Origin of the sequence: Streptomyces sp. NPDC001339 (genome assembly GCF_042895955.1) — a bacterium.
Lineage (GTDB): Bacteria > Actinomycetota > Actinomycetes > Streptomycetales > Streptomycetaceae > Streptomyces.
Genome location: NZ_JBIAWT010000004.1, coordinates 473447 through 492373, shown reverse-complemented (window position 1 = coordinate 492373; position 18927 = coordinate 473447). Strand labels below are relative to the sequence as shown.

18 protein-coding genes and 1 pseudogene are annotated in these 18927 nt (G+C 68.7%); 7 read left to right on the top strand and 12 right to left on the bottom strand.

The features are described 5' to 3' along the window. Positions 1-153: 153 nt before the first annotated feature. On the bottom strand, positions 154-1374 hold the full coding sequence (locus ACFY12_RS14395) for an MFS transporter (RefSeq protein ID WP_390716089.1): 1221 nt from the start codon (positions 1372-1374) through the stop codon (positions 154-156). Between the two features lie 132 nt (positions 1375-1506). Between ACFY12_RS14395 and ACFY12_RS14390 the strand changes: the two genes are divergently transcribed. Next, complete coding sequence (locus tag ACFY12_RS14390) at positions 1507-2046, top strand: MarR family winged helix-turn-helix transcriptional regulator (protein ID WP_390716088.1); 540 nt, start codon at positions 1507-1509, stop codon at positions 2044-2046. Between the two features lie 101 nt (positions 2047-2147). On the opposite strand, the gene ACFY12_RS14385 is transcribed toward ACFY12_RS14390, so the two are convergent. The 6 genes and pseudogenes from ACFY12_RS14385 to ACFY12_RS14360 form a co-directional block, all read right to left on the bottom strand. Next, on the bottom strand, positions 2148-2888 hold the full coding sequence (locus ACFY12_RS14385) for a TetR/AcrR family transcriptional regulator (RefSeq protein WP_390716087.1): 741 nt from the start codon (positions 2886-2888) through the stop codon (positions 2148-2150). 424 nt (positions 2889-3312) lie between these two features. Beyond that, positions 3313-4449, bottom strand: coding sequence for a pyridoxal-phosphate-dependent aminotransferase family protein (locus ACFY12_RS14380; protein ID WP_390716277.1), 1137 nt, complete (start codon positions 4447-4449; stop codon positions 3313-3315). A 123-nt stretch (positions 4450-4572) separates the two neighbouring features. Further along, a complete protein-coding gene (locus ACFY12_RS14375; protein ID WP_390716086.1) occupies positions 4573-6036 on the bottom strand; it encodes a serine hydrolase domain-containing protein in 1464 nt (487 codons plus the stop codon). Between the two features lie 106 nt (positions 6037-6142). Continuing rightward, positions 6143-6838, bottom strand: a complete 696-nt coding sequence (locus ACFY12_RS14370; protein WP_390716085.1) for a hypothetical protein — start codon at positions 6836-6838, stop codon at positions 6143-6145. A gap of 22 nt (positions 6839-6860) precedes the next feature. Then, on the bottom strand, positions 6861-8126 hold the full coding sequence (locus ACFY12_RS14365; RefSeq protein ID WP_390716084.1) for a MerR family transcriptional regulator: 1266 nt from the start codon (positions 8124-8126) through the stop codon (positions 6861-6863). Positions 8127-8233: 107 nt separating this feature from the next. After that, a pseudogene (locus ACFY12_RS14360) lies at positions 8234-8391 on the bottom strand (helix-turn-helix domain-containing protein); the annotation flags it as partial. Positions 8392-8866: 475 nt separating this feature from the next. On the opposite strand from ACFY12_RS14360, the gene ACFY12_RS14355 reads away from it, so the two are divergent. After that, positions 8867-9133, top strand: coding sequence for a hypothetical protein (locus ACFY12_RS14355; RefSeq protein ID WP_390716083.1), 267 nt, complete (start codon positions 8867-8869; stop codon positions 9131-9133). 148 nt (positions 9134-9281) lie between these two features. Continuing rightward, the gene (locus ACFY12_RS14350; RefSeq protein ID WP_390716082.1) at positions 9282-9713 is read left to right on the top strand and encodes a hypothetical protein; all 432 of its coding nucleotides are present in this window, start codon (positions 9282-9284) and stop codon (positions 9711-9713) included. Between the two features lie 208 nt (positions 9714-9921). Here ACFY12_RS14350 and dnaB read toward each other — a convergent pair whose 3' ends face one another. After that, on the bottom strand, positions 9922-12330 hold the full coding sequence (gene dnaB / locus ACFY12_RS14345) for a replicative DNA helicase (RefSeq protein ID WP_390716276.1): 2409 nt from the start codon (positions 12328-12330) through the stop codon (positions 9922-9924). Between the two features lie 669 nt (positions 12331-12999). Here dnaB and ACFY12_RS14340 point away from each other — a divergent pair. Further along, complete coding sequence (locus ACFY12_RS14340) at positions 13000-14337, top strand: MATE family efflux transporter (protein WP_390716081.1); 1338 nt, start codon at positions 13000-13002, stop codon at positions 14335-14337. Positions 14338-14378: 41 nt separating this feature from the next. Further along, positions 14379-15251: a trypsin-like serine peptidase gene (locus ACFY12_RS14335; RefSeq protein WP_390716080.1), complete on the top strand. Its 873-nt coding sequence runs from the start codon at positions 14379-14381 to the stop codon at positions 15249-15251. 85 nt (positions 15252-15336) lie between these two features. On the opposite strand, the gene rplI is transcribed toward ACFY12_RS14335, so the two are convergent. The 4 genes from rplI to rpsF all read right to left on the bottom strand — a co-directional run bounded on the left by rplI (position 15337) and on the right by rpsF (position 17106). Then, positions 15337-15783 carry a 50S ribosomal protein L9 gene (gene rplI, locus ACFY12_RS14330; protein ID WP_390716079.1) on the bottom strand — a complete coding sequence of 149 codons (447 nt, stop codon included), beginning with the start codon at positions 15781-15783 and terminating at the stop codon, positions 15337-15339. 18 nt (positions 15784-15801) lie between these two features. After that, positions 15802-16038 (bottom strand): 30S ribosomal protein S18, encoded by a 237-nt coding sequence (gene rpsR, locus ACFY12_RS14325; RefSeq protein ID WP_003978893.1) that lies wholly within the window; start codon positions 16036-16038, stop codon positions 15802-15804. Between the two features lie 113 nt (positions 16039-16151). Continuing rightward, complete coding sequence (locus ACFY12_RS14320; protein WP_390716078.1) at positions 16152-16733, bottom strand: single-stranded DNA-binding protein; 582 nt, start codon at positions 16731-16733, stop codon at positions 16152-16154. A gap of 82 nt (positions 16734-16815) precedes the next feature. Beyond that, complete coding sequence (rpsF, locus tag ACFY12_RS14315; RefSeq protein ID WP_006604399.1) at positions 16816-17106, bottom strand: 30S ribosomal protein S6; 291 nt, start codon at positions 17104-17106, stop codon at positions 16816-16818. A 228-nt stretch (positions 17107-17334) separates the two neighbouring features. On the opposite strand from rpsF, the gene ACFY12_RS14310 reads away from it, so the two are divergent. Together ACFY12_RS14310 and ACFY12_RS14305 are read left to right on the top strand one after the other, a co-directional pair. Beyond that, positions 17335-17652 (top strand): hypothetical protein, encoded by a 318-nt coding sequence (locus ACFY12_RS14310; RefSeq protein WP_390716077.1) that lies wholly within the window; start codon positions 17335-17337, stop codon positions 17650-17652. A 138-nt stretch (positions 17653-17790) separates the two neighbouring features. Continuing rightward, positions 17791-18909 carry a lipid II:glycine glycyltransferase FemX gene (locus ACFY12_RS14305; RefSeq protein WP_390716076.1) on the top strand — a complete coding sequence of 373 codons (1119 nt, stop codon included), beginning with the start codon at positions 17791-17793 and terminating at the stop codon, positions 18907-18909. The last annotated feature ends 18 nt before the right edge of the window (positions 18910-18927 follow it).

The following is an 18927-nucleotide window of genomic DNA, read 5'->3' as shown; positions in this document are numbered from 1 at the left end:
GTGTCGGCCGCGCTCTTGGCGCGGGGGAACTGCCGTATGGGTGGGTGGGCGTGAGCGGGGCGGAAGGACCGCGGCCGGCAGCGATGGTGCGGCGCGGTGATGCGGTAGTGCAGTGGCGCAGGCTGTCGGTGGCCTGTTCGGCGGCCGGGGCCGTCAGCGACGTGCTGCCGGTATGAGTTCGTCGGCGACGGCGGCATGGCCGCCCGCGGCCACCACATGACTGCGGGACTTCTGACGCCGCTCCAAAGCGGAGGCGAACACCGCCACCGCGAGCGCCGCAGCCGTCATCAGCGCGCCGACCCAGTTGGGCGCGGTGTAGCCGAGGTCTGCGGCGATGACGACCCCGCCGAGCCAAGCGGCCAGCGCGTTACCGAAGTTGAAGGCCGCGATGTTCCCGGCCGAGGCGAGTGTGGGCGCCGATGCCGCCTGGTCCATCACCCGCTTCTGCAACGGCGGAACGGTCGCGAATCCGAAGGCGCCGATCAGCACGATGGTGACGGTCGCGGCGAGTTTGTCGTGTGCGGTGAAGGTGAACGCGGCCAGCGAGAGTGCCAGGCCGGCCAGCGACACATAGAGCATCGGCATCATGGCGCGGTCGGTGAAGCGTCCTGAGATCACATTGCCAGCGACCATGCCGAGGCCGAAGACGGCCGTCAGCCAGATGACGGAGGACGGTGCGAAGCCGGTGACCTCGGTCATCATCGAGGCAAGGTAGGTGACAGCCGCGAAGACGCCGCCGAACCCGAGGATCGTCATCAGCATCGCGAGACCGACCTGCGGATTGCGGAAGACCGCGATTTCGCTGCCTATCGGAGCGGCCGCCCTCGCCCGCTGCGCCGGGACCAGCCTGACGATGCCGAGCAGGCCGATCACGCCGAGGACGCCGATGGCGTAGAAGGTGGTGCGCCAGCCGAACTGCTGGCTGAGCACCGTGCCGGCCGGTACGCCCACGACATTGGCGACGGTCAGGCCGCTGAACATGAGAGAGAGGGCAGCGGCACGCTTCTCCGGTGCGACCAGGTCGGCGGCCACGAGGGCGCCGATGCCGAAGAACGCACCGTGCGTGAACGCTGCGACGATCCGGCCGGCCAGCATGATCCAGAAGTTGGGCGCAACGCCCGTGAGCAGGTTGCCCACGATGAACAGGCCCATGAGCAGCATCAACATCTGCTTGCGCGTGAAGCGTGTGCCGAGAGCGGTCATCAGGGGAGCGCCGACGACCACGCCGAGGGCGTAGACGGTCGTCGCATATCCGGCAAGCGGGATGGAGATGCCGAAGCCGGCCGCCATGTCGGGCAGCAGGCCCATGACCGCGAACTCGGTCGTTCCGATCCCGAATGCACCGATGGCAAGAGCCAGGAGTGCGAGAGGCATGACGGATCCCTTCGATCATTGCGCACATCCCTTACAGGCGTACACAATAATTGCATGCGCACTTTAATTGCAAGCGCTGGCTATTTCAAAGGTGTCCTATCCTGGTGAGTGCGCACCTTGAGGAGGTCTTCGATGACGCAGCAGACGCGCCAGAAGCGGCACCCGCAGAAGCGGACGGCGGCCTCACAGCCGGCCACCGCGGCCGAGCCCGGCTGCCCGCCGGCACCCACACCCGGGCTTGCGCAGGGCTGGTGCGCGCTCTCCGCCCTGCACGGCCGGATCGAATCGCACATCGAGCGCGCACTACAGGAACAGCACGATCTCAGCGTCCGCGAGTTCTCGGTCCTCAGCGTGCTCAGCGAGCAGCACGACGGACCGGGCGGCCACCTGCGGATGCACCAGGTGGCGGACGCCGTCGTCCTCAGCCAGAGCGCCACCACCCGCCTGGTCACCCGGCTCGAGGATCGCGGGCTGCTCTCGCGCTACCTGTGCCCCGATGACCGACGCGGCATCTATACGAATGTCACACTCCAGGGGATCGAACTCCTGGTGGAGGCACGGCCCACGCATGACGGCGCACTGTGCGAGGCCCTCCAGGACGCCGCGCAGCGGCCTGAACTGGCTCCGCTGGTCAACGCCGTCGAGACGCTGGCACCGACCGCCGACCGCTGACGGGCGAGGGAGACACAGGGCCGACGGCTGGTTCGTACGCCCAGCCGTCCGCCGTCCACCGTCCGCCGAAGACGCGGCACAGGGGCGCGTCCGGCTCACGTCTACTGTGCACGCCCGCGCGCCCGGTGGGCCTTCTGCCGACAGGCACCCCCGCAGTACCGCGCCGGCCGGCCCGTGCGCGCCACCGTCATCGCCGCACCGCACATTGCACAGCGGGTTTCGTTACGATTCCCCGGCCTGGACGGCAGTTTCGTTATGGCCGGCATCGGCCGCAGCGCATCACACATCAGCGCTGTCATCCGCCCGTCCGGCCCGCCCTCAGGCTCCGCACCCCGTCTGGCCCGCTCCATCGCAAGACAGCCCGCCAGGAGGGCCCTGAGGTCCGCTATTCCCACGTCCTTCCGTACGGCACCGGCCTGTTGGGCCCTGCCGAGCAGGGTTTCCAGAGCATCATCGAAGTCCTGCCCGACACGCGGCGACGGCTCGAAACGCCCTGCCGCTGCCGCTTCCAGCGCGTCACACAACGCCTTGTTCCGTGACGCGAGCCGTACCACCGAGGAGAGGAAGCGGAAGAACACCCCGGCGGGGTCCTCAGCGTCGGCCAAATCCCTTGCGGTATCGGTGAAAAGCTCGATCCGCTCCACGATTGCTGCCCTGAACAGGACTTCTTTGGAGGGGAAATGGCGATAGACGGTTCCCGCACCGACCCCTGCACGGCGCGCGATCTCCCCGAGCGGAACCCCCAACCCCTCTTCCTCGAAAGCGGATCGGGCCGCCTGAAGCACCAGTGCTCTATTGCGCCGCGCATCCGCACGTGCCGGCGTGACACCACCTGCCGTCATTGCCGAACCTCCTCAAGAACATCGGCATCCGGATCGGGAACTCCGGAACATCAAGCGGGTTGCCTGTTCCGATTCTAGAGGAGGCTTTGAACATGATCGCTAGCAGGCTGGCGGTGAAGGTGGAGCGCGCAGACGACACGAACGTCCTGCCATGCCGAAGCCCGCATCGACAGCGGGTACGACGCCTTCAGCGCCCAGCCTGTCCCTGGAGACTCCGACATGCCACCGCGCCTACTCCACGCGGGGAGGAAGTCCTGGCTGTACTGCCCCAACTCCTGAACGAGGCAAGGGTTTTGGGGCGCTACGCGGGCATCCGGGGGGGGCGACCTACCTCCGTGTTTCACGTGAAACGACGTCGCTTCGCCCAAACGAGCTGGGGCCGTGTTTCACGTGAAACACGGCCCCAGGAACACCAGCCACAACCTCAGCAGGCGATCACTGCATCCCAAGCTTCACCCGTCGCCACAGCCGCAGCGTCCGCGTCCACGGAAACGCCCCGTGCGCGCAGCCCGCCGGCCAGTGCCGACACCGAGGCCATGGCCACGGACCGATCGGCGGCGCGGCCATAGTGGTTCACCCGGATCATCTCCTTGGCGAGCGTGCCCGCCGCGGCCTGCAACGGCACCGTTGCGTCCACGGCGAGCGCGGCAGCCACGACCTCCCGGGCGTCGACGCCCTCGGGTGCCCTGAGCGTCGTCGCGGCCGGCGCGGCGTCCTCGTCGCGTACGACGTAGGGAGTGAGCCCGCCCAGTGCCCGCACACCGGCCCGGGTGGCCGCGGCCGCCGCCCGGTGCCGGGTGATCACCGAATCCAGGCCCTCGGCGTCGATACGGTCCACCGCCTGCTCCAGGGCGAGCATCTCCAGCTGCGCCGGGGCATGCGGCAGCACGGTGCGACCACCGTCGATCCAGCGCTCCTTCCAGTCCAGGAGCGACAGGTACGAGCGCCGCGGCGCCTGTTCATTGGCGCCGATCCGCTCCCATGCACGAGCGCTGACCGATGCCACGGACACGCCGGCGGGGCCGGCAATCGCCTTCTGCCCGCCGATGACACACAGGTCCACACCCCACTCGTCGGTCAGCAGCGGCTCGGCGCCCACCGAAGCGACCGCGTCCAGCATCAGCAGCGCACCGTGCTCCCGCACCACCGAGCCGATCTCGGCGACGGGGTTGGTGTTCCCGGTGGCGGCCTCGGCGTGCACAAGGCTGACGAAGTCGATCTCGGGGTGCTGCCGCAGGGCATCTGCCACCTGCTGTGGGTCCGCCGCACCGGTGAACGGCGCGCTGATGGTGACCACCTCGGCACCGCAGGAACGCAGCCAGCCGCCGAAGGTCTCACCGTACGGGCCGGTGATGATGTTGAGCGCGGTGCTGCCGGGCCGTACAGCGGAGCGGATGCAGGCCTCCAGCGGCAGCAGCGCCTCGCCCTGCATCACCACGACATCGCAGTGGGTGCGGATCAGCGCGGCGACCTTGTCCTCGATCCGAGCGAACCGGCCCGCGGTGAGCGGCGGCAGATCGAGCAGGTGCGGGGCAGTGAAGTTCGCGGTCGGGTCGGACACGGCAGTCACAGGGCCTTCCAGCGGTAGCGAGCCGCTCCGGCGCGGCTCCTGACGTCTGGCTCCGACTGTACGTGCCGCTCGCGGCCGCACCCTACGGACTGATACCCGTCCGCACAGGGGGCATCAGACCCGCCAGCCCTCCGGATCCACCCCGCCGGGCACCGGCTCCGACGGCTCGTACGGCCCGCGTGTGAACACAAAGGTGCCGAGGTCCAGATGGCTGACCGAGCCGTCCTGGTCCCTTACCACCTTCAGCGTCTCGCCCTGGTAGTAGCCGTCCAGACCGGTCCAGGTGCCGTCCTTCTCCGCCCGGAACCGCGAGGACCGCCCGGTCCGTGAGAGGGGTGCAAGCTCCAGTCCGCGCTCGGCCCGCAGCCGCAGCACATGCGGGTTCGCGCCCCAGTACCAAGGCCCGGCCAGCGCCAGCAGCTCAGGCTCCAGCGGTCCGGGCAGCGGGCACCACGGCTCCGGGATCCGGGGCTCATGCTCGGCCACGATCCCGGTGAGATCGGCCGCGATGGCCGGGACGGCCGGTCCCGACGTGCAGTTGGCGAGCACGATCCCGGCCGTGTCCTCCCCGGCATCGGTCCACAGCGCCGCCAGGAACCCGGGCATCGACCCGGTGTGTCCGACCAGCGTCCGCCCCTCGCGGCGTACGAGCTGAAGCCCCAGCCCGTACCCGGCGTCCCACCCGTCCGGCTCCGGCGGTACGGCCGGTGTCCGCATCTCGGCCAGGCTCGCTGAGCTCAGTACCCGCTCGTCGCCACGCAGCAGGAACGCCGCCCATCGGCAGAGGTCCTCCAGCGTCGACCACAGCTGCCCGGCCGGCCCCATCAGCCCCGTGTCCTGCGCCGGTTCCGGCAGCATCACATCGGCCCATGGGTGCACTGCCCAGCCCTGCGCATGCGGCATCTCCGGATGCCATGTCGTCCGGCCCATGCCGAGCGGTTCCAGCACCTCGCGCCGCAGCACCGCGTACCAGGGCGTACCGCCTCGCAGGCGTTCGACCAGCGCACCGAGGAGTGCGTAGCCGGGGTTGGAGTAGTGGTGCCGTCGCCCGGCAGGGAGCGGCCGCGGACGGTCACCGAACAGGTCGGCCTGCTCCGGCCGCAGTTCGCCGGGGGTCCGCTCCCACCAGGGCCCTCGCGTCTCCGACGCCAACCCCGCGCTGTGTGCAAGCAGTTGGGCGATTGTCGCGTCCGGCACCGGAGTACCCTCCAGGTGTCTGCCGACCGGGTCCTCCAGGCGCAGCAGCCCCTCGTCGTGGAGTCTCATCACCAGTACGGCGACGAAGGTCTTGGTGAGCGAACCGATCCGGTACTGCACATCGGCGTGCGGTACCTCCCCCTCGGCTGAACTCCGGGCCCCGGTCCACACGGTCCGCCCACCGCGGACCACCGCGCCCATCATCGAAGGCGCCCGTCCCTCGGCCTGTCCGATGGCCAATCGCCGCAGCAACGCGCGTCGCGTCCGGGGCAGCAGCTCCGTGAAGGTCTCGGCGGTGTCCAGTGGCACCGAGATACGGCCGTATGGCCCGGGCTCGCTCGCTCCGGCCCCGGGGGACTCTGCGGAGTCGGTGATGGTCATGGCGCTCCTCAACGACAGATCTGAACCAGCCGATGCATTGACGGCACACAGCTTCACCTCTCCGGCTCCACTGATCCAGCCCGGCCGACTCCCCGACCTCAGTGCGTCACCGCACCACCACCGCCTCGATCAGCTGCTCCAGCTCGGCCTGTTCGTCCTCCGGCAGCCAGCGGGCCGCATGCACCATGTGCAGCGCGGTCCTCAACCGCATCCGGTCCTCGTCCATTCCGAGGTAGCCCAGGTAGGCCGGAAGCGTCAGCCCCAGCGCCTTGATTTCCGCACGTGCGCACCACTGCGACAGCAGCCTCTGCACACGTCCGTCGATGGCATCCTCAAGAGCCCATGCCGTCAGGTCTCCTGTCTCCGTCGCATCCCCGCCGGCCACAGGGGCGGTATCCCGCAAGCCCTCCGCGATCGCGAAGCGGTTCCAGTCTCCGTACTGACCGACGGGCGCATCCCCCACCCGCTGTACGGCACGCCGGAAGTAACGGTGAGCCAGGGCGGTTTGGCCGAGCCTGCGGTAGGCATGCCCCATGTTCACGTACAGCGACGGGTAGAAGCTCCGCACCCGCTCGCCGCCCACCCGGTCGGCACGGTCCAGGCACTCCTGGTTCCAACGCAGCGTTTCCTGAGGCGAGTTCTGATGACGTGCAAGGTAGTGCGCTGCGATACAGGCCTCGTAGTCGTCGGCTGCGAGCTCCCAGGCCTGCTGGAAGAGGACAAGCGCCATCTCGGCCCGCCCCTCCGCCTCGGCCCTCATTCCCTCCACGCACAACCGCACCACGGGCAATTCCGGATCCATCGGTCCGCTCCCTCATCTGTCGTCAGTCATCTGTCGCCGGAGTGTGGTTCTCGTCCTCGATGCGGCGCAGCGGCATCACCAGCGTCGTGAAGCTTCCCTGGTCGGCGGACCGGACCACGACCGGCCGGTCCGGCGAGGCAATCTCCAGCAGCACATCAGGCCCCACTCCGGCTTCCAGTGCCGGCACCAACACCGCGGGATCGAAGGTGATCCGCAGTCCCGGTCCCGTGCGAATCAGCCGGAGGCGGATGGGCGTCCGCCCTCCACCGGATACCTCCAGCACCTGCTCGGCCGCAGGCCCAGGCGCTGTTTCACGTGAAACAGCGGGAGCCTGTACAGCAGCTGGCGGTGTTTCACGTGAAACCACGCCCCCGCTCCGACCGCCCGGACTGCCGCTCTCCCCGTCCCCCTCAGCTACCGACAACGACACTGCCCCCGCACGCCCGGCCACCGCGTCCCGTAGTTCCACACGGTCGACAATGACCCGATGCCGTACGGGCTCCAGGCCCTCCCACATCAGCCGATAGTCCGGAAACGCTGCCGGCTCCGATCCGCCAGCCCATCCGTCGACAGGTCCTTCGGCCACCACACGGGAGTCTCCCTCGCTCCGCAGCCGAACCCCCGTCATGTCCTCTGCGCACTCCACCTCAACGGCAACCTGCCGTATGGCCCACTCCGCCAGGCCCCGCGCCGTATCCACGGCGATCAGCACCTCCCGTGGCCCGCCCTCGAACTCCGTCGGCCGCAGGACCCTCATCGCCAGCCGGTAGCGGTCCGTGGCAACCCAGCGCACCTCGCCCTCGCGGAGTTCGAGCAGTACACAGCCCAGTACCGGGAATTCCTTCCGGGCCGCTCCGGTCGCGGCAGCAGTCACCGCCTGCCGTACCGCACTGGCGAGTTCAGCACCGCCCACCCGCGCCCGAGCCCAGTTCCCGGTGTGCTCGGTGTCGCCCGCAGCCTCCAGCAGGAAACCCGCCACCACGGCCCGCGCCTCATCCGCCGTTCGGCGCGTCCGCTCCAGATGCGCGCGTAGTACGCGGCGCGCTGCTTCGGCGGGGCCGTCCAGCACTACCGCGACATCCATCAGCGGCAGGCCCGCCTCACGCAGCCGCCGCAGCCGCTTCGCCCGCGCAGTCTGCCCCGCCCGGTACCGCCGGTACCCCGTCACCGCATCCACCCGAGCCGGCCGCAGCACCCCGCAGTCGTCGTAGAACCGCAGCGCACTCGGCGTCAGGCCCACTCGCCGGGCAAAGGCACCGATGCTCAACAGGTCTTCGCTGTCGTCCATGGACGCGATTGTGGAGCTTCAACCAAGCTGAAGGTCAAAGCTGAGGGGCACAGCGGCAGGTCAGTCCCACCGCAGTCGGCGTGACGGGCGACGAGGCTGAAAGGCTAGTCCGTGGATTCCAGCAGATGGCGGGCACGATCGATGCGCTGTCCGGCGAGCCACTGGCCGGGGCTCGTACCGCCTCGTCGCGGAACCGCCGGGTGAGGGTGCGCACGCCGACGCGGGCGTGCGCGGCGAGCGCGGCCAAGGTGAGGGGCTCGTCGAGCCCGACCAAGCCGGACTGTGCACTGTCTCCCAGCTGGCGCCCCGCGAGCAGATATCGGTAATTGCCCGTCACATTCGTGAGTCGGACCCGGAAGTCACGGAACTTACGCACCTTCAGCACGTGCCGGATGTTGCCCACACAGCGTCAGTTCCTGTCTCAGATGGGCTCTGGCGCCACTCTGACCAGCAGGTTCCCGCCGTGACGCCATTGCCCTGACCACCCGTCACGCGCGCACCCGGTCGGCGTGTCGCCAGGGCGACGAGGCACTCGATCCCATTGCCTGGCTGGCCAATTGGGGGTGTCGCCGACAGGTGAAGAAGCCGCTCGCGCAGCCGGTCCGGTCGGCCTCCGGGCGTGTCGAGTACACCGGATGCCAGCGCCGATGAGCACCCAGGCATATTTTCATATTAATCTCCACATCACTGCTCGAAGTTGATCTGTCACAGATCGCAACGGTTTCATCGATGGAGGAGAAATGCGCAAGCTCTACAGGGCGGCCGCCATGGCTGCCGTTCTCAGCAGTGTCAGCTTCCTCGGTACCGGCAACGCCTACGCCGGAGGAGAAGGCGGCTTCTGCAAGCAACACGACTTCAACATCGACATCCTCGGCCAGATCGGCATCCTCAACGGCCTTCTGGGCAACGCGCTGAACGGCGAAGGCTCCCCGGGCGCACAGTCCAGCCCGATCGGTTCCAGCATGGGCTGCAACGAGGACGGCCACGGCAAGGGCAAGGGCGACTAACGGGGAAGGGTCCCGGTGTCCGAGCCTCCCGCCCGGCACCGGGACCCCGCTTCCGCCCCTCTTCAGAGCCCGGGCCCGGACCGGTTCTTCGTCCATTGCGCCCGAGCATCGATCGTCATCGGCCACAAAGGGACAAGGAACGCCTTACATGTTCAGTCGGAAGAAGATCACCGTCGTCTCACTGCTCGTGGGCGGCCTCGCCCTGACCTGCGCCGGTGCCCCCCAGGCGTACGCCGCAGGAATCGCGGGCCACTGCACCCACGACGCGCAGGGCAACCGCACCTGCATCTACCGGCTCGAGACCATCCACACCACCAAGGACGGCAAGCGCACCGTCCAGCACACCCAGGGCTGCTCATCGACCTCCCGGAACATCGTGGCGTGGCCCTCCATCAGCGTGCTGAGCAACCAGCCTCCTCAGCACAGGAGGGTCGGCCCGGTCATGAACTGTTCCAGCTCGGCGGCACCACCACGCAGAGAGGTGAAGGAGAGCAGCGCCCAGGACACCCGGCCGAAATCGCTCTCCCTGATCCGCCCCGTGCAGGAACTGCTCCGGCCACTGACGTCACGTCTGGTCTGAGCACCTCGCCCCGGAGACTCTTCGGCATACGACGGCTCATGCCGCACGTGCAGTACGTGCTGGAGCGCGCGTGCCGGAGGGTCTCACGGCTCCTGGCTCCTGGCTCCGGGTGGCCAGAGCATCTTCGTCCCGGAGCCTTCGCGGCTGGGAACACGTCACGAAACCTGAGGCCGCATCCGAGGCCATTCTCAGGCCGGGTACCGGACGCTCACGTCTGCGCCATGTCCACGAACCGCGAATAGTGGCCCTGGAACGCCACCGTGATCGTCGCCGTCGGGCCGTTACGGTGCTTGGCCACGATCAGGTCCGCCTCGCCCGCACGCGGGGACTCCTTCTCGTAGGCGTCCTCGCGGTGCAGCAGGATGACCATGTCGGCGTCCTGCTCGATCGAACCGGATTCTCGCAGGTCGGAGACCATCGGCTTCTTGTCCGTACGCTGCTCGGGCCCACGGTTCAGCTGAGAGAGCGCGATGACCGGGAGCTCCAGCTCCTTGGCCAGCAGCTTGAGGTTTCGGGACATGTCCGAGACCTCCTGCTGACGGCTCTCGGCACGCTTGGAGCCACCGGACTGCATCAGCTGGAGGTAGTCGATGACCACCAGCTTGAGCTCATTGCGCTGCTTGAGCCGACGGCACTTCGCGCGGATCTCCATCATCGACAGGTTGGGCGAGTCGTCGATGTAGAGCGGCGCGGCGGAGACGTCCGACATCCGCCGGGCCAGCCGCGTCCAGTCCTCGTCCGTCATGCTGCCGGAACGCATATGGTGCAGCGCCACCCGCGCCTCCGCGGACAGCAGGCGCATGGCGATCTCGTTGCGCCCCATTTCCAGCGAGAAGATCACGCTGGGCAGATTGTTCTTGATCGAGGCGGCGCGGGCGAAGTCCAGCGCGAGGGTCGAGTTGTGGGTAGGGACCATCGACCACGTGGCCAGGTAGAGGTGCTCCGGGTTGTCCACCTGGACACAGCGGACCGGGACGCTCTCCACCGGGGTGACGGCGGTGACGTGCCGGGTGAGGTGCGTGCGCCCCAACTGCCGTTGTACAGAGCGTGCCTTGCGCGGCAACCGGGCCAGGGGGAGGTCGGTCGCCACGACGGCCTCCCATACGGCGGCGGCCTCCCCGGCGGGAGAGCGGACGGAGTCCGTGGTGACCGAGTCCGCGTGGGCCTCCGCTGCCGGAGCGCACTCGGCGCGGCGGCTGACCCGGGGCACACAGCCGAGGGTACGGACGAGCTCGCAGAAGCCGTCGACGAGCTCGCGGTCGGTGCCGGCGAACCGGTAGGCACCCTGGGCGTCGACCTCGCCATACGCGTCGATCAGGCCTTGTACCAGGGCGAGGCGCTGAGCGGTGGAGGCGCGCAGGTAGCCGGCGGGGATGCGGGTGCCCGCGGGCAGGTCGAGCGCACACCACGCTTCGCCCAGCCTGTGCACGGAGAAGTGTCCGTCGCCACCGTCCGGGCCGATGTCGTACCCGGCGGCGTCGAACTCCTTGACCAGCCACTCATGGTCGCGTGGATCGCAGACCACCCGGCCGGCCCGGGCGGCGTCCGCATCGCCCAGCAGATGCCCCAGCGCATAAGGGTCTATCGGCAACGTGGCCTCGGGGCACACAAGCGCCTTCGTCGCCGGAATCACATGGTTCGCTTCGCCGTGCATGCGAAGGGTGCGGGCGATCTCGGCGGTCGTACGGGGCGCGGGGGGCGTCCGGTGGCGCTCACCGGGCGCGTACGGCTGGGCCGATGACGGCTCGGGCGACCAGGACGGCCAGTTGTCGGGGTACGAAGACGGATCCGGTGCCGCGGCGTCGTAGGCCTCGCGCGTCTGCTGGTCCCAGGTGCGCCACTGGTGCTCGGCGTCCGCGATGACCGTGGTGCCGTCGTCGAAGGCCAGCTCGTAGCAGGGCCGCCCCGTCATCACCTCGGTGGCCGCCACCACACGCGTCGGCTTCCCCGTGGCGTCGAGCAGGTAGTCGCCGGGCTGTACCTCGCCCATGGTGGTCCACCCGGTGGGCGTCGGCAGAGGGGTGTCGAGAGCCAGCGCCTTACCCATGGCGGGGCGGGCCGCGATCACGATCATCTGGCCGGGGTGCAGGCCGTTCGTCAGGGAATCGAGATCGGTGAAGCCCGTCGGCACACCCGTCATCTGGCCCTGGCGTGAGCCGATCGCCTCGATCTCGTCGAGGGCGCCCTCCATGATGTCGCCGAGCGGGAGGTAGTCCTCACTGGTGCGCTGCTCGGTGACGGCGTAGACCTCCGCCTGGGCCTTGTTGACGATCTCGTCGACGTCTCCGTCCGCGGCGTATCCCATCTGCGTGATGCGGGTGCCGGCCTCGACCAGCCGGCGGAGTACGGCACGCTCGTGGACGATCTCGGCGTAGTACTCGGCGTTCGCCGCCGTCGGTACGGACTGGACGAGGGTGTGCAGATACGAGGCGCCGCCGACCCGGCCGATCTCACCGCGCTTGGTCAGCTCGGCGGCGACCGTGATGGGGTCGGCCGGCTCACCCTTGGCGTACAGATCGAGGACCGCCTGGAAGACCAGCTCATGGGCGGGGCGGTAGAAGTCCTCGCCCTTGAGGACCTCGACGACGTCCGCGATGGCGTCCTTCGACAGCAGCATGCCGCCGAGCACGGACTGCTCGGCGTCCAGGTCCTGCGGAGGGATGCGCTCGAACCCGCCGGCCCAGGAGCCGCCGTCCTCTCCGTCGCGCCCCGGCCGGTCGCCGCGGGCCCGGCCCTTTCCGTCGTCCCGTCGGGAGCGGGCGGCGGGCAGCAGGTCGCTGGGACCGGAGTCCGCCCAGGGGTCTTCCATGGGCTCGGGAATGCTCACCCCGGCACCTCCTCCCGTCCGCGGCGCGGACCTTGCTGTGCTGTTCTTTCTTACGGCACAGCTCTGACAATCGAGACGCCCGACTCCGGTTACGGCGCGTCGAGTTCGGACGGTTTCTCAGGCCGGAACAGATGGCGGGCGCCGGACCACGGTAGGCCCGTGGGCACCGTCCGCCAATCTGGTTATCCACAGGCCATGTGGATGACCGGCCCTTAGCTGTGGAGAAGTCCCCGGATCCTGTGCACGGCCCGGGGGAAACTTCTGTGGACAAGCACACACTCGCCCCACCTTCAAGCCTCTGACCTGGAGCTTTCTCATCCATAGGCTGTGGGGGAGAAAAACTTCGGCCGACCGCGCAAGATCACGACAAACGGCACGGAGGATACGACTCCGCACAGCGGAAAGTAAGGGATGCAGAGGAGTTGTGTCTCTTACCTGTGGAAGGTTACATTGAACGCCATGACCCAGGCCCCCGCGACCCCGCGGCGCATCGTCCGCCGCCACGACCGCGAGATCATCGCCCTCGCCCTGCCGGCCTTCGGCTCCCTGGTCGCGGAACCGCTCTTCGTCATGGTCGACAGCGCCGTCATCGGCCACCTCGGCACCTCGCAGCTCGCCGGCCTCGGCGTCGCCGCCGGCCTGCTGACCACCGCCGTCTCCGTCTTCGTCTTCCTCGCCTACGCCACCACCGCAGCGGTCGCCCGCAGGGTCGGCGCCGGCGACCTCCCCGCCGCGATCCGTCAGGGCATGGACGGCATCTGGCTCGCCCTGCTGCTCGGCGCCGTGGTCGTCGCCGCCGTGCTGCCCAGCGCCCCCTGGCTCGTCGAAGCCTTCGGCGCCTCCCCGACCGCCGCCCCGCACGCGACGGCCTACCTGCGCATCAGCGCGCTCGGCATCCCCGCGATGCTCGTCGTGCTGGCCGCCACCGGTGTGCTCCGCGGCCTCCAGGACACCCGCACTCCGCTCTACGTCGCCATCGGCGGCTTCTCCGCGAACGCCGCACTCAACATCGGCCTGGTCTACGGCGCCGGCCTGGGCATCGCGGGCTCCGCCTGGGGCACGGTCCTCGCCCAGTGCGGGATGGCCGCCGCCTACCTCGCCGTGGTGATCCGCGGGGCGCGGCGGCACGGTGCCTCGCTGCGCCCCGACGCGGCGGGGATCCGCGCCTGTGCCCAGGCCGGCGTCCCGCTGCTGGTCCGTACGCTCTCGCTGCGCGCTGTTCTGATGATCGCGACCGCCATCGCCGCCCGGCTCGGCGACGCCGAGGTCGCCGCCCACCAGATCGTGCTCACGCTGTGGTCCCTGCTGGCCTTCGCCCTGGACGCGATAGCCATCGCCGGGCAGGCCATCATCGGCCGCTACCTCGGCGCGGGAGACGAGGAAGGCGCCAGGGCCGCCTGTCGGCGCATGGTCCAGTGGGGCATCGCCTCGGGCCTGGTCCTCGGTGTGCTGGTCGTGCTCGCCCGGCCCTTGTTCATCCCGCTCTTCACGTCCGACCCCGCCGTACAGGGCCCGCTGCTGACCACGCTCCTGGTCGTGGCCGCGTCCCAGCCGGTCTCCGGCATCGTCTTCATCCTCGACGGTGTCCTGATGGGCGCGGGCGACGGCCGCTATCTCGCCTGGGCCATGGTGGCGACACTGGCCCTGTTCCTACCGGCCGCGCTCGCCGTACCGGCCTTCGGTGGTGGACTGGTCGCCCTGTGGTGGGCCATGGCCCTGATGATGACCGTGCGGATGCTGACACTCTGGCTGCGTACCCGGTCCGGCCGGTGGATTGTGACCGGGGCCTCTCGTTAAAGACCCTCCCGCCCCACAGAACGCATGCCGATAATGACCCTGTGCGCCCGCTTGCCAGGAAGTCCGTACTGCCCCTGACGATCATCGTCCTGATGGCTGCTGCCGTGGTCGGCTATGCCGCGGAGCACTCCGAGATATCCCTCAGCACCCACAGCCGCTACGCCAAGCCCAGCGAGTCCGCCGAGGCCGACGAGGACGACCCCGAGGACCAGGACCCGAACGCCTCGTCCCCGGCTGATCACGGCAGCGCGTACACCCCGCGCCGGACCGAGCAGAACGCCCGGGTCGGTGCGATCTTCGAGAAGGACGACACCGGCGACCACTTCTGCACCGCGAGTGTGGTGCAGAGCCCGGGCCGCAACATGCTGATCACGGCGGCGCACTGCGCCTACGACGCCGAAGCCGGATCCACGATGAACGATCTGGTCTTCGCCCCCGACTTCCGCGACGGCGAGGAACCCGCCGGCCTGTGGAAGGTCAGAAAGGTGATCGTCGACGACCGCTGGGCGAAGTCACAGGACGAGGACCTCGACTTCGCATTCCTCATCCTCGAAAAGAAGGACGGCAAGGAGATCCAGGACGTCCTGGGCGGCAACACCCTCGGGATCCACCGCGGCTTCGACAACTACGTCAAGATCACCGGCTACCCCACCAGCCGTAACACCCCGATCTCCTGCCAGAACCGCACCGAGAAGTACAGCGGCACCCAGATGCGCGTCAAGTGCACCAACTTCGAGGGCGGGACGAGCGGCAGCCCCTGGCTGGCCGACTACGACCCCAAGAGCCATACCGGCACGGTCATCGGCGTCCTGGGAGGCTACGAAAGCGGCGGCGACGAGGACGACGTCTCCTACGCCTCATACTTCGACGACGACATCGCCAAGCTCTACAAACGCGCCCAGGACGAGGCGTGAGACCGGGCCGTCGCGACGGCCCTCGGACACGGCGAAGGGCCGCACCCCGGTGACGGGAGTGCGGCCCTTCGGCGTTGTCCTGCGATCAGGCGGCGACGACCTCGACGCCCAGCTTCGCAACGACCTCGGCGTGCAGACGCACGGAGACCTGGTGCGCGCCCAGGGTCTTGATCGGCGAGCCCAGCTCGACACGACGCTTGTCGACGTCCGGACCACCGGCGGCCTTGATCGCCGAGGCGACATCGGCCGGGGTGACGGAACCGAACAGGCGGCCCGCCTCGCCGGCGCGAACGGCCAGCTTCACGCTGACACCCTCGAGCTGGCCCTTGACCTCGTTGGCCTGCTCGATCGTGGCGATCTCGCGGATCTTGCGACCGCGGCGGATCTGCGCGACGTCCTTCTCGCCACCCTTGGTCCAGCGGATCGCGAAACCGCGCGGGACCAGGTAGTTACGGGCGTAACCGTCCTTGACGTCGACGACGTCGCCGGCGGTGCCGAGGCCGGAGACCTCGTGGGTGAGGATGATCTTCATGTGTCGGTCACCCTTCCCTTATCGCGCGGTGGACGTGTAGGGCAGCAGCGCCATCTCACGGCTGTTCTTCACGGCCGTGGCGACGTCACGCTGGTGCTGAGTGCAGTTGCCGGTGACTCGGCGGGCACGGATCTTGCCGCGGTCGGAGATGAACTTCCGCAGCAGGTTCGTGTCCTTGTAGTCAACGTAGGAGATCTTCTCCTTGCAGAACACGCAAACCTTCTTCTTAGGCTTGCGAGCAGGCGGCTTCGCCATTGTCTCTCTCCAATGAGTTCAAGAAGTGTGTGCTGACGCCCTCAAGGCCGCCGCCGGCCGTTCCACGGCGATGTTTCACGTGAAACACCACCGACCGAGCCGGCTGTCCGGGCCTAGAAGGGCGGCTCGTCCGAGTAGCCACCGCCGGAGCCGCCGCCCCAGCCACCGCCGCCACCCTGCTGGCCGCCGCCGGCCGGGCCGCCGGTCGCCCACGGGTCGTCGGCAGGAGCGCCGCCCTGCTGGCCGCCACCGGGGCCGCCGCCCCAGCCGCCGCCACCCTGGCCACCGCCCTGCTGACCACCGCCGAAGCCGCCGCCCTGGCCACCGCGACCACTGGTCTTGGTGATCTTGGCCGTAGCGTTCTTGAGGCTCGCGCCGACTTCCTCGACGTCGAGCTCGTAGACCGTGCGCTTCACGCCCTCGCGGTCCTCGTACGACCGCTGCTTGAGGCGGCCCTGGACGACCACGCGGGTACCCCGCGTCAGGGACTCGGCGACGTTCTCCGCCGCCTGACGCCACACCGAGCAGGTCAGGAACAGGCTCTCGCCGTCCTTCCACTCATTGGTCTGACGGTCGAAGGTGCGGGGAGTGGATGCGACGCGGAACTTCGCGACCGCCGCACCGGACGGGGTGAAGCGCAGCTCGGGGTCGTCGACAAGATTGCCGACAACCGTGATGACGGTCTCGCCTGCCATTAGGGGAACCTCTCGGCGGGTGTGCTGCTGGCTGCTGGTGTTGCTGCTACTCGGACCCGGTTACCGCTGGACGCTGACGCGCTCAGTGGGTCTCGGGACGGAGGACCTTGGTCCGGAGGACCGACTCGTTCAGGTTCATCTGACGGTCGAGCTCCTTGACGACCGCAGGCTCGGCCTGCAGGTCGATGACCGAGTAGATGCCCTCGGGCTTCTTCTTGATCTCGTACGAGAGACGACGACGGCCCCAGGTGTCGACCTTCTCGACCTTTCCGTTGCCCTCACGGACGACGGAGAGGAAGTTCTCGATCAGCGGGGAGACAGCGCGCTCCTCGAGATCGGGGTCGAGGATGACCATCACCTCGTAGTGACGCATGTGGAACCCACCTCCTTTGGACTCAGCGGCCACGGTCGTTCCGTGGCAGGAGGGTCATATGCGTTCCGCGCCCGGTCCGGCCGGTCATCGGACAGACAGTAGGCGCAGACCGTACACAGTACCTGGCGGAAGCCTTCCGGTTGAAATCCGCCCGTGGTACCCCCCAATCTGGAACACAACGGGTGTGAGCGGCGTTACAGTGCGCCGCCCTGTCATCGGAGGTGCCGCGTGGCACAGGCAGCTAGGACCCAGCGCTCTCTGCTTTCCCTTCTCAACAGCGACGGCAAGGAGCATCCCGTCGAGAACACCTTTGCCGTGGTGACACTGGTGCTCGGCGCGATCGCCGTCCTCACCACGCTCTCTCCCAGTCTGCACCTGGTCAGTTCCTGGGTCGGCCTGATCGGCATCGGGACCGGCCTGTGGGGCCAGCTCATCTCGTCGACGACAGGCGAACGCTTCCTGTTGATCATCGGCCTCGGGGCGGCATCCCTCGGCTTCTACCTCGGCATGGCACACGGCGGCCTGTTCGGCGGTGTCCTCGGCTGACGCACGCCCGGCGGTCGCTCGGGGCGGCATGGCGCCGAGCCCGTACGGCCCAGACGGGGCGCTCCCCGGTCACAGTAGGCTTCGGCGCGAGAGCCGGAGCCCCGACCACGGGGACACACCTGCCGAGGAGCGCCCCGCATGAGCCTGACCCTGAGGACCATCAGTCGAGAGCAGCATCTGGCATACATCCAGAGCCTGCCGTCGGCGAGTCATTGCCAGGTCCCGGCGTGGGCTGATGTGAAGAGCGAGTGGCGCTCGGAGAACCTGGGCTGGTTCGACAAGACCGGCCAACTGGTCGGCGCGGGCCTGGTGCTCTACCGCCAGCTGCCCAAGCTCAAGCGCTACCTCGCGTATCTCCCCGAGGGCCCGGCCATCAACTGGTACGCCCCGAATCTGGACGAGTGGCTCCAGCCGATGCTCGCCCATTTGAAGAAGCAGGGCGCGTTCTCCGTGAAGATGGGCCCGCCCGTCGTGATCCGCCGCTGGGATGCCCCGGCGATCAAGGCGGGCATCCAGAATCCGGACGTCAAGCGCCTTCGCGACGTCGAGGCCACGCATATCGAGCCGCGTGCCTTCGAGGTCTCCGACAAGCTGCGCCGCATGGGCTGGCAGCAGGGCGAGGACGGCGGCGCCGGATTCGGTGACGTCCAGCCGCGCTATGTCTTCCAGGTACCGCTGGCCGATCGCTCGCTGGCGGAGATCCACAAGGGTTTCAACCAGCTGTGGCGCCGCAACATCAAGAAGGCCGAGAAGGCCGGCGTCGAGGTTGTCCAGGGTGGCTATGACGACCTTGCCGAGTGGCAGCGGCTGTACGAGATCACGGCGGTGCGCGACAAGTTCCGCCCGCGTCCGCTCAGCTACTTCCAGCAGCAGTGGCGGGCCCTCAACTCCGAGGACCCCAACCGCATGCGCCTGTACTTCGCCCGCCACAACGGCGTGAACCTTTCTGCCGCCACGATGCTCGTGGTCGGCGGGCACGTCTGGTACTCCTATGGCGCCTCCGACAACATCGGCCGCGAGGTCCGGCCGTCGAACGCCATGCAGTGGCGGATGCTGCAGGACGCCTACGCGCTCGGCGCCAGCGTCTACGACCTCCGCGGCATCAGCGACTCCCTGGACGAGACCGACCACCTCTTCGGTCTGATCCAGTTCAAGGTGGGCACAGGCGGCGAGGCCGTCGAGTACATCGGCGAGTGGGACTTCCCGCTCAACAAGCTGCTCCACAAGGCGCTCGACATCTACATGTCACGCCGCTGACCGCTCCACCGCACCGTT